Source organism: Streptomyces sp. NPDC050743 (assembly GCF_044456925.1).
Lineage (GTDB): Bacteria > Actinomycetota > Actinomycetes > Streptomycetales > Streptomycetaceae > Streptomyces.
In genome coordinates, this window is record NZ_JBITGJ010000190.1 from 1 (window position 1) to 8,691 (window position 8,691).

4 protein-coding genes are annotated in these 8,691 nt (G+C 70.6%); 2 read left to right on the plus strand and 2 right to left on the minus strand.

Annotated elements, in window-relative coordinates:
• Nucleotides 1-865: 865 nt before the first annotated feature.
• Complete coding sequence (locus tag ACIBJF_RS50375; RefSeq protein WP_399184612.1) at nt 866-4,231, plus strand: lectin; 3,366 nt, start codon at nt 866-868, stop codon at nt 4,229-4,231.
• On the opposite strand, the gene ACIBJF_RS50380 is transcribed toward ACIBJF_RS50375, so the two are convergent.
• Entirely contained in the window at nt 4,167-4,877 is a 711-nt protein-coding gene (locus ACIBJF_RS50380) for an ABC transporter permease subunit (protein WP_399184613.1), read from the minus strand. The genes ACIBJF_RS50375 and ACIBJF_RS50380 overlap by 65 nt on opposite strands.
• A gap of 570 nt (nt 4,878-5,447) precedes the next feature.
• Here ACIBJF_RS50380 and ACIBJF_RS50385 point away from each other — a divergent pair.
• The gene (locus ACIBJF_RS50385) at nt 5,448-5,720 is read left to right on the plus strand and encodes a hypothetical protein (RefSeq protein ID WP_399184614.1); all 273 of its coding nucleotides are present in this window, start codon (nt 5,448-5,450) and stop codon (nt 5,718-5,720) included.
• 256 nt (nt 5,721-5,976) lie between these two features.
• Here the strand turns inward: ACIBJF_RS50385 and ACIBJF_RS50390 are convergent, their stop codons facing one another.
• Nucleotides 5,977-8,265, minus strand: coding sequence for a SpoIIE family protein phosphatase (locus ACIBJF_RS50390; protein WP_399184615.1), 2,289 nt, complete (start codon nt 8,263-8,265; stop codon nt 5,977-5,979).
• Nucleotides 8,266-8,691: the final 426 nt, after the last annotated feature.

The following is an 8,691-nucleotide window of genomic DNA, read 5'->3' on the forward strand; positions in this document are numbered from 1 at the left end:
GGGGCCGCCGGCTCCGGTGGCGGCCTGAGCCGTAAATCCCCGCTCAGCCCTGGAGGGCGACGCATCCCCTCCCTTCAGGGAGGGGAGCCTTCAAGGAGTGCACCACCCGGCCCGTGTCGTTGCCGGTCGCTTTTGCGACGGTGGGACGTTGCCGGCGATGAAGCCGTTCTTACGCCGTCGAGCTCATCGACAACTCCTGGACGTTGCCGGCGTACTGGAACGGAAGCGTGCGCAGCGCCTTGAGGCGCCGCCTGGATCGGCCCGTTGACCCTGTCGTCGGGGAGGGTTGGAAGCGGCTTCGCCGTCGCCGCCTCGCCCTCGTGCGCCGCGGGCGCATGAAGCCCCGGCGCGAGGGACGGAGCCCTGGCCCTCGCCGCGTTCTTGCTGGTGCATGCCCATGGCCAGGGTGCGGAAGGGGGTTGCGTTCATGGGTGCGCAACTGTCCCACGGTTCAGTCCCGTTCCCCGCTGCTGCGGACAAAGGCGGGCGGCGCTGTCCGCTCGACCGCGGGGGCCGCGCGTGAAGTTCGGTCGGGGCCGACTCCGGATTCCGCCGGGAGTCCGCGACCGCTTGCCGACCACGGCGGCGTGGTGCCGTGGTCTTCGGTTGCGAACTTCGCTCTCAGAAAGCTCTGTTGACCTCGTTGACATGCCGTTAGCTCACGCGTTTCACTCGACACTCGTGCATGGCAACGTTGTCAGGCGGTCCGAGGGCTGGCCCGACAACGTTGCCTGTCACTGACGTCCGCGTCCTTCGGCACGTCAGCACCTGTGCGAAGCACGAACCGCTGCGGAGGCAACCGATGGTCCGACCCCGACGTTCAGCTGCGCCACGTAACCGAAAAAGACTTCGCCAACGCCTGGCCGTGATCTCCGTGCTGGGAATCGCCGCGCTCCCGCTCCCGGCGATCGGGCAGGCCGATGCCGCGAGCGCCGCGACAACGGCCTTGGTGAAAGACCCCGCGTCCCTCGTCAACCCCCTCATCGGCACCTCCGGAGCGGTGGACACCTTCCCCGGCCCCGACATGCCGGCGGGCATGGTGCAGTGGGGTCCCGACACGACGCCCGACCGCCCCTCCGGCGGCGGCTACGAGTACAACGACGGCAAAATATCCGGCTTCAGCCTCACCCACGTCTCGGGACCCGGCTGCGGCGTCGCGGGCGACCTGCCCGTCCTGCCGGTGACCGGCACGCTGTCGGGCGACCTCGGCAACGCATCCGTCGGCTTCAGCCACGACGACGAGCAGACCGGCATCGGGCACTACAAGGTCACCGACGCGAACGGGGTGACGACGCAGCTCACCGACACCACCCGCGCCGGCCTGGGCAGCTTCGCCTTCCCCGCCGGCAAGCAGGCGAACCTGCTGTTCAAGCTCAGCGGCGGCGCCACACAGGTGGACGGCACCCGCGTCCAGGTGGTGAACAAGCAGGAGATCAGCGGCTCGATCGACAGCGGTCACTTCTGCGGCGCGAACAACCGCTACACGCTGCACTTCGACGTCAAGTTCGACCGGCCGTTCACCAGCAGCGGCACCTGGATCGGCAGCACGATCAACCCCGGCGAGACGTCGCTGAAAGCGGGCAGGGCCCGGCAGAACCTGCAGGCGCACCCGTCAAAGCCGCTGAAGGAAAAGCACTTCACCGTTCCCGCGGCCCCGTCCCCGACCGTGCACGGGAGCACCGGCAAGTCCTCCGGCACACCCTCCCCGACCCCGAGCGCCGGCGCGGCGCCCCGGACGTCGGGCACGGGCAAGACCGCCGCGAACACGTCCGCCGAACCCCCCACGACGGGCGCGAACGGCATGTACCTGACCTTCGACACCTCCTCCGACCCGATGGTGAAGGCAAAGGTCGGCATCTCCTACACGAGTGACGCCAACGCGGCGGCCAACCTCGACACCGAGATCAGGAACTGGAACCTCGACGCCGTCGAGCAGGCGAACCACGACGCCTGGAACACGGTGCTGAACAAGATCCAGATCGGCGGCGGCTCCACGGACCAGCAGGTGCAGTTCTACACCGCGCTCTACCACGCACTGCTGCACCCGAACGTCCTCTCGGACGACAACGGCCAGTACATGGGCATGGACAACCAGATCCACAAGCTGGCCAAGGGCCAGCAGGCCCAGTACGCCAACTACTCCGACTGGGACACCTACCGCTCCCAGACCCAGCTGATGGCGATGGTCGAACCCAAGGTCACCAGCGACGTCGTCACCTCGATGCTCAACGGCTACGACCAGACGGGCCTGCTGCCCAAGTGGGCCTCGAACAACGGCGAGAGCTACGTCATGGTCGGTGACCCGGCCGCCGGCATCATCGCCGACGCGTACGCCTTCGGCGCCCGGGGCTTCGACGCGGACAAGGCGCTCGCCGCCCTGCAGCACGAGGCCACCGTCCCGAACAACGACCGCCCGGGCGAGTCGGTGCGGGACGCCAAGGGCTACCTCCCGCTGGACGAGAACGACTACGGTTGCTGCAACTTCTACGGCCCCGTCTCCACGCAGCTGGAGTACGACTCCGCCGACTACGCCCTCGCCGCCTTCGCCAAGTCGCTGCGCAAGACGGACGTCTACACGAAGTTCGCCACCCGCGCCCAGGACTGGATGAACGTCTTCGACCCGCAGACCGGCTACATGCAGGCCAAGAACAAGGACGGCCAGTTCGCGGGCGGTTTCACCCCCGGTACCTCCAACGGTTTCGTGGAGGGTACGTCGGCCCAGTACACGCCGATGGTCCCGTTCAACCTGCGGCAGCTCATCCAGGCACGCGGCGGTGACAAGGCGTACTCGTCCTACCTGGACAGCCTGCTCGACAACATCACCGACCCCGGCAACACCAACGCCGACCTGAGCAACGAGCCCAGCGTGGAGATCCCCTGGGAGTACGACTACACGGGCCAGCCGTGGAAGACCCAGGAGGCCGTCCGCGAGGCCCAGCAGAAGCTGTACTTCAACGCTCCGGTCGGCTCGTTCGGCAACGACGACCTCGGCGCGATGAGCTCCTGGTACGTCTGGTCCGAGCTGGGCATGTACCCCGAGACCCCGGGTACGGACACCCTGGCGCTCGGCAGCCCGGCGTTCCCGGTGGCCAAGGTGACCTTCGCAGGCGGCAAGACGGTGCAGATCAGCGCGCCACGGGCGGCACCCGAGGCCCCGTACGTGCAGGCCCTCGACGTCAAGGGCAAGGCATGGAATGCCTCCTGGCTGACGTACCAGCAGTTCAAGGGCGCGGGCACGGTCGACTTCACCCTCGGCACCCAGCCGAACAAGTCCTGGGCGTCCGATGCGTCGGCGGCGCCACCGTCGGACACCACGGGCGGCGACAGGGTCCTGGCCGCGACCGGCCCCTCCAGCGACGGGCTGGTGCTCCAGCCGAGCGCGTCCGGTGACGCCACGCTCGACCTCACCAACCTCGGCAGCAAGGACGTCACCGTCGACTGGAAGGCGACGGCGCCCTCCGGCGTCACGCTCGACACCGCGTCAGGCTCGGTGAAGGTGCCCGCCTCGGGCAGCGCCGAGGCGAAGGTCCATGTGACGGCGGGCGCGGCCGAAGGAACGTTCCCGGTCACTTTCGCGCTGACCGACCACGACACCGGCGCGGCACTGAGCGGCGCGGCCCTCCGCGTGGCCGTGGCCAAGGCCGGCGAGCTGTGGCCGTACGCGACCAACGAAGGCATCTACCCCGACGGCGCCAGCTTCTCGGGCGGCTTCGACGGCGGCGGCTGGGCGTTCTCGCAGAACGCCCTGTCGGCGGCCGGTGTCACGAGCGGCTCCACGGTCACGGTCGACGGCATCTCCTACATCTGGCCGACGGTGACGTCCGGTCAGCTCGACAACCTGGAGATGGCCGGCCAGACCATCCCGATGCCGGCCGGCACGTCGGGTGCGGCGCTGGGCCTGCTGGGCACGGCGACCAACGCACCGACCGACGGCAGCGGGGTATCCGGCACGGTCACCGTCAGCTACACCGACGGCACCACCTCGAAGGCGACGATCGGCTTCTCCGACTGGACGCTCAACGCCGGTTCGAGCAAGCCGCTCGCGGGCGACACCACGGCCGTCACGACGGGCTACCGGAACACCGGCAGCGGCGGCCGGGACGGTGTGAAGACCTACGTCTTCGCCACGAAGGTCCCGCTCGACGCGTCCAAGCAGGTGGCGTCGATCACCCTGCCGGTGACAGGCTCGACCGGCACCGACCATCTGTTCGCCTACGGCTTCGGCCGGTGAGACACGGCGGACACTGACGACGGTGGGCCGGTCCCGGGGCCGCGAGCCCCGGGACCGGCCCACCCGACGTGCCACAGCGCTCGCCTGCCCACCGGCCGCGCTCTGGCACCCGCACGGGCCCTGTCGGCTCCCAAGGCCATGGCGCCACCCGGGAGGTGCGCCGTCGGACTCGTCCGCCATGAGACAGGCGGCCGTTGTGGCCGGAGCAATGAGCTCCGAAGTCCACCTGGCCGTGCACACCCTGTTGCAGGTTGCTCAGTTCCACCGGCAGCACCAGCGGCCATAGCACCCGCACGAGCATCTGGGGCACGGAGGCGCCGTCGACCCTGGCGGACTCCTCGATCTCGTGCGGGATGGTCAGGAAGGCGTTGCGCATCACGAACACCCCGAACGGCAGGTTCATGGTGGTGGAGAACAGCACCAGGCCGAACTGGGCGTCGGGCACGGCCGTGACCTCGATGCGCAGGCCGTGGTGGGTGCGGTTGAAGGCGTCCGCCATCTGCTGGTCGGACTCCTGGGTGGCGGCGCGGGCCCAGACGGTCACGGTTCCCCTGGCGTCGGCGCCGAAGCCTTCGGCGGCAGTGTCCGGGGAGGGCAGGGCGGCGACCAGGCACCACAGGGCGCGGCGCGGCTGCGCGATGGGCAACAGCGTCTCCTTCGACGCCGGGGGAGGGCGGGCGGAGGCGGTCGGTGATCCGCCTCCGCCGGGTGGATCAGCGGGTGGGCAGCCAGACCCGCATCCCCCGGGCTCTCGGTTGCCCCAGGCGAAGAAGGGCACGGCGGTCAGCTCCACGGCCTCGCCGTGCGCGACATCCTCGTTTCCCACGCCGCTACGCTGACGGCGTGCCCACATCCGGCATTTGCCTTGCGGTCCGATGATCCGGGAGTGCACGGGGGCCGGTCCGTCGGTGGTTGGCTGCTGACTCCGGGGGCTGGGCGGCCGCATGTCCGGGCCGTGGAGGTTCAGTCGGCGGCAGGGGTGGGCCGATGGTGGTCAACCCGGGCCGGGTCTTGAGCGCTTGCCCTGCGGTCTGGTGATGAGGGAACGCAGGTCAGCCCGGCCAACGGCCCGCAGCCGCCGGCAGCGGGGCAACCGCCGATCCGGCCGTCACGTGTGGCTGTGGAGCCGGGACTCCGACCGGCGCGGGGAGCGGGTACTGCACACCGCGCTGCCCATGGCCGTCGCCGCGCCTTCCTGGTGGTCTCCGCCTTCACCGTGTCCGTCAGCCCCGTCGTCGCGCTGCTCGCGCTGTGCGGCGTGGCCGCCGGGATGTACTCCACCATCTCGCCCTTCTGGGAGCTGCCCGCCGCCACCTTCGCCGGCGCGGCCGCCGCGTCGGACCTGGCCGCGGTCAACTCCCTCGGCAGCCTCGCCGGCTTCGCCGCCCCGTACGCGGTCGGCGCACTCAACGACCACACCGGCGACTCGCGCAGCGGCCTCGTGATGCTCGCGTTCGTCCTGCCGGCGGGCGCCGGCTTCCGCACCTGATGCGGGCCGCGGGGTCGCTCACGCCGGGTGCACGGCGAGCCGGTGCCGCCCCGCGAGACCGCCTCGGCGTGACCGACTGCCGCGGTCCCGGAGAGCCGGCACCGCCGCTGTCCGGGACCGCGTCGTGCGTGCCGGGACGGCCACGTTCGCCGTTCCGGACGGGTTCCGGCGGACGGTGGCCATGGCGAACGTGGGAATTCCGGCTCCAGGTTGCCGGGGTCATCGACCGCGCCGACGTCTACCTCGTCTCTGTCGTCTACGTCTGCCCCGCCGTACCCAGGCACTGCTGCGCCCAGACCGTCTTTCCCTGAGCGTGGTACCGGATGCCCCAGCCATTGGCGACGCTCGCGACGATGAACAGGCCGCGGCCGCCCTCGTCGATCGCGCGGGCGTGCTTGAGGTGGGGGACGCTGTCGCCCGCGTCGCGGACTTCGCAGGTCAGGCGCTCGTCGAAAATGAGACGCAACCGGTAGGGCGGCGCGCCGTAGCGAAGCGCGTTGGCGACCAGCTCGCTGACGATGAGTTCCGTCGTGAACGCGTCTTCCGCTCCGATGTCCCACGCAGCGAGCTGTCCATGCACCGCCGCCCGGGCCTCCGGGACCGCCGCCAGGTCCTCGGCCAGCGGCACGGTCAGCACCTGGTTGGCGGGCAGTCCCGTGGCGCGCGCCAGGAGCAGCAGTTTCTCGGTCTCGTGACGGTCCCGCAGCGTGTAGGCGAGCGTGTCGCACAGCTCGTCCAGCGGCAGCTGCGCTCCCTCGCACAGCACGTCACGCAACCCCGGTTCGCGCCGCAGCAGGTCCTCGTTGCCGACCGCGAGGATGCTGCCGGCCGGCAGCGGGATCTCGGTCGCGGGAAAGGGGGCGCGGTCGGCGCCGGCCAGCACCGGGCCTCCCGGCGCGGGCACGGGCTTCGCGTCGCCCCCGGGGCGGACCAGGTACGGCTCGGACAGGCCGGCGCGGACGAGGGTGCAGGTCTGGTCGACCGCGTCGTACACCGCGATCAGGCAGCCGGCGGTGAGTGGCTCACGGTGCAGGGGGTCCCCGGCGGGGAGCGCCGCGCGCTCGGAGGCCAGCTGCGCGGCGGTGTCGCTGAGCCGTGCCATCAGTTCGTTCGGCTCCAGGTCCAGCGCGGCCAGTGCGTGAATGACCGTCCTGAGCTGTCCCATCGTGGTCGCGGTGGCGACACCCCGGCCGACCACGTCCCCGAGCACCAATGCCGTGCGGCCCCCGGCCAGTTCGATCACGTCGAACCACGCGCCTCCGCCGCCCGGCCCCGGGATGTGCATGGGGGCCACGTCCATCGTGGTCGGTGCCGACGTCGGCTGCGGCAGGAGCCTGCGCTTTATGGTCGCGGCGATGGTCCGCTCCCGGGTGAAGCGGCGGGCGTTGTCGATGCACAGGGCCGCGTGGGCGCAGAGGTCCGACGTCAGCGCGATGTCGTCCTCCTCGAAGGGTTCCTCGTCCCGGTGCCGGTAGAAGCTGACCACACCCAGCGCCTGGCCGCGCACGGTGAGCGGCGCGACGATCAGGGAGTGCGCGTCCGACCGGATGATGGCGTCGGCCCGCGCCGGGTCCGCCGACAGCCAGGGACTGTCCTTCGTCACGGTGACAAGTCTGGGCCGCAGGTCGCTCAGGACGCGGGAGAAGGGCGTGCCGTCCGGCAGTTGGCGCACATCCCCCACCGGGTGAGCCGAAATCAGTCCCTTGAAGGCGGCCCGCCGCAACGGCACGTCCTGGTCCACCGGAGCCAGCGGCGGCTCCTCGCCCCGGATGACGTCCTCGATGACCTCGACCACCACGATGCCCGTGAACGCCGGTGCGACCGCGTCCACCAGCTCCTGGCACACAGCCACGACCTCGAGCCGCTCACCCACCGTGGTGCGGACTTTCTCCAGGAGCTTCAGCCGCCGCATCGCCCGCTCGTGAACGGTCACGTCGAGCGCCCAGGCGACGAGGCCCAGCACCTCGCCATCCACGCCTTCGAGGCGCACGTACGACATGAAGTAGTCCACGGGCCGGCCCGTGCCGTTCTTGGGCACGGCCCGTACGACGCGCTGCAGCGCCGGCTCCCCAGTCATGAGAACCCGGCGCGCCACCGCACGCTCCTTCTCGGGATCCTCGATACCCAGGACCTCGGAGAACTCCTGGCCGGCAAGCGAGCCGTCCGTCCCCGGCGATGCCGAGCGCATACCGCACCGGGCCCGGACGATGCGCAGATCGCCGTCCAGGACGCTCAAGCCGATCGGCGAGTGGACGAAGAGCGTCCGCAGGATCGCCAGATCCCGGGCCGTGGTGCCGTCGCCCTGCTCCTCGCACACCTCCCACGTGAGCGTTGCGCCGGAAACCACCGGCCGTACGGACACCGCGCCCAGAGCCGCCGGCAAGGTCCCGCGGCCCGTGGTGCCGTCGCCACCGCCCATCAGCTCGGCCACGGTGCGGCCCACAGCCTCCTCCCGAGACCGGCCGAGCAGGTCCGCGGCCCGCGCGGACCACTCGACGATCCGCCCGTCGTCGGCGATTCGCAAGAGCACGGCACCGCTCGACATCGCAACCACACCTCCGCTCGGCCCGCGCACACGCGCCCCTTCCATAGTGGGGTACGTGATCGGGCCGCTCACCTCGGTGAGCGGCATACAGGTGCACGTGTCCACGAACCGCGCAACCCGGTCCCGGCCGCCGTACCCAGAAGCGGGCTGCTACTAAATTAGTAATTAATATTGACAGGCCTCTGGTCGCGGGCAACAGTCTTCGCCGTACACCGCCGCCCGCTGCGGGCGGCGGACGCTCCGCCTTCCGTTACCCTCCGGCGGCCTCTCCTGCTCCCCAACTCCCAGGAGTCGCAAGTGACTTCACCGGGTTCCTCCGAGGATGCCCCGGCCTTCAGGACTCCGTTGGGAAATCCGTGAAACGGCCGCGTGGGCGGTGCTTATGCGGCCAGGTCGAGCTGGGCCAGGTGTGTGGTTCGGGTCGGG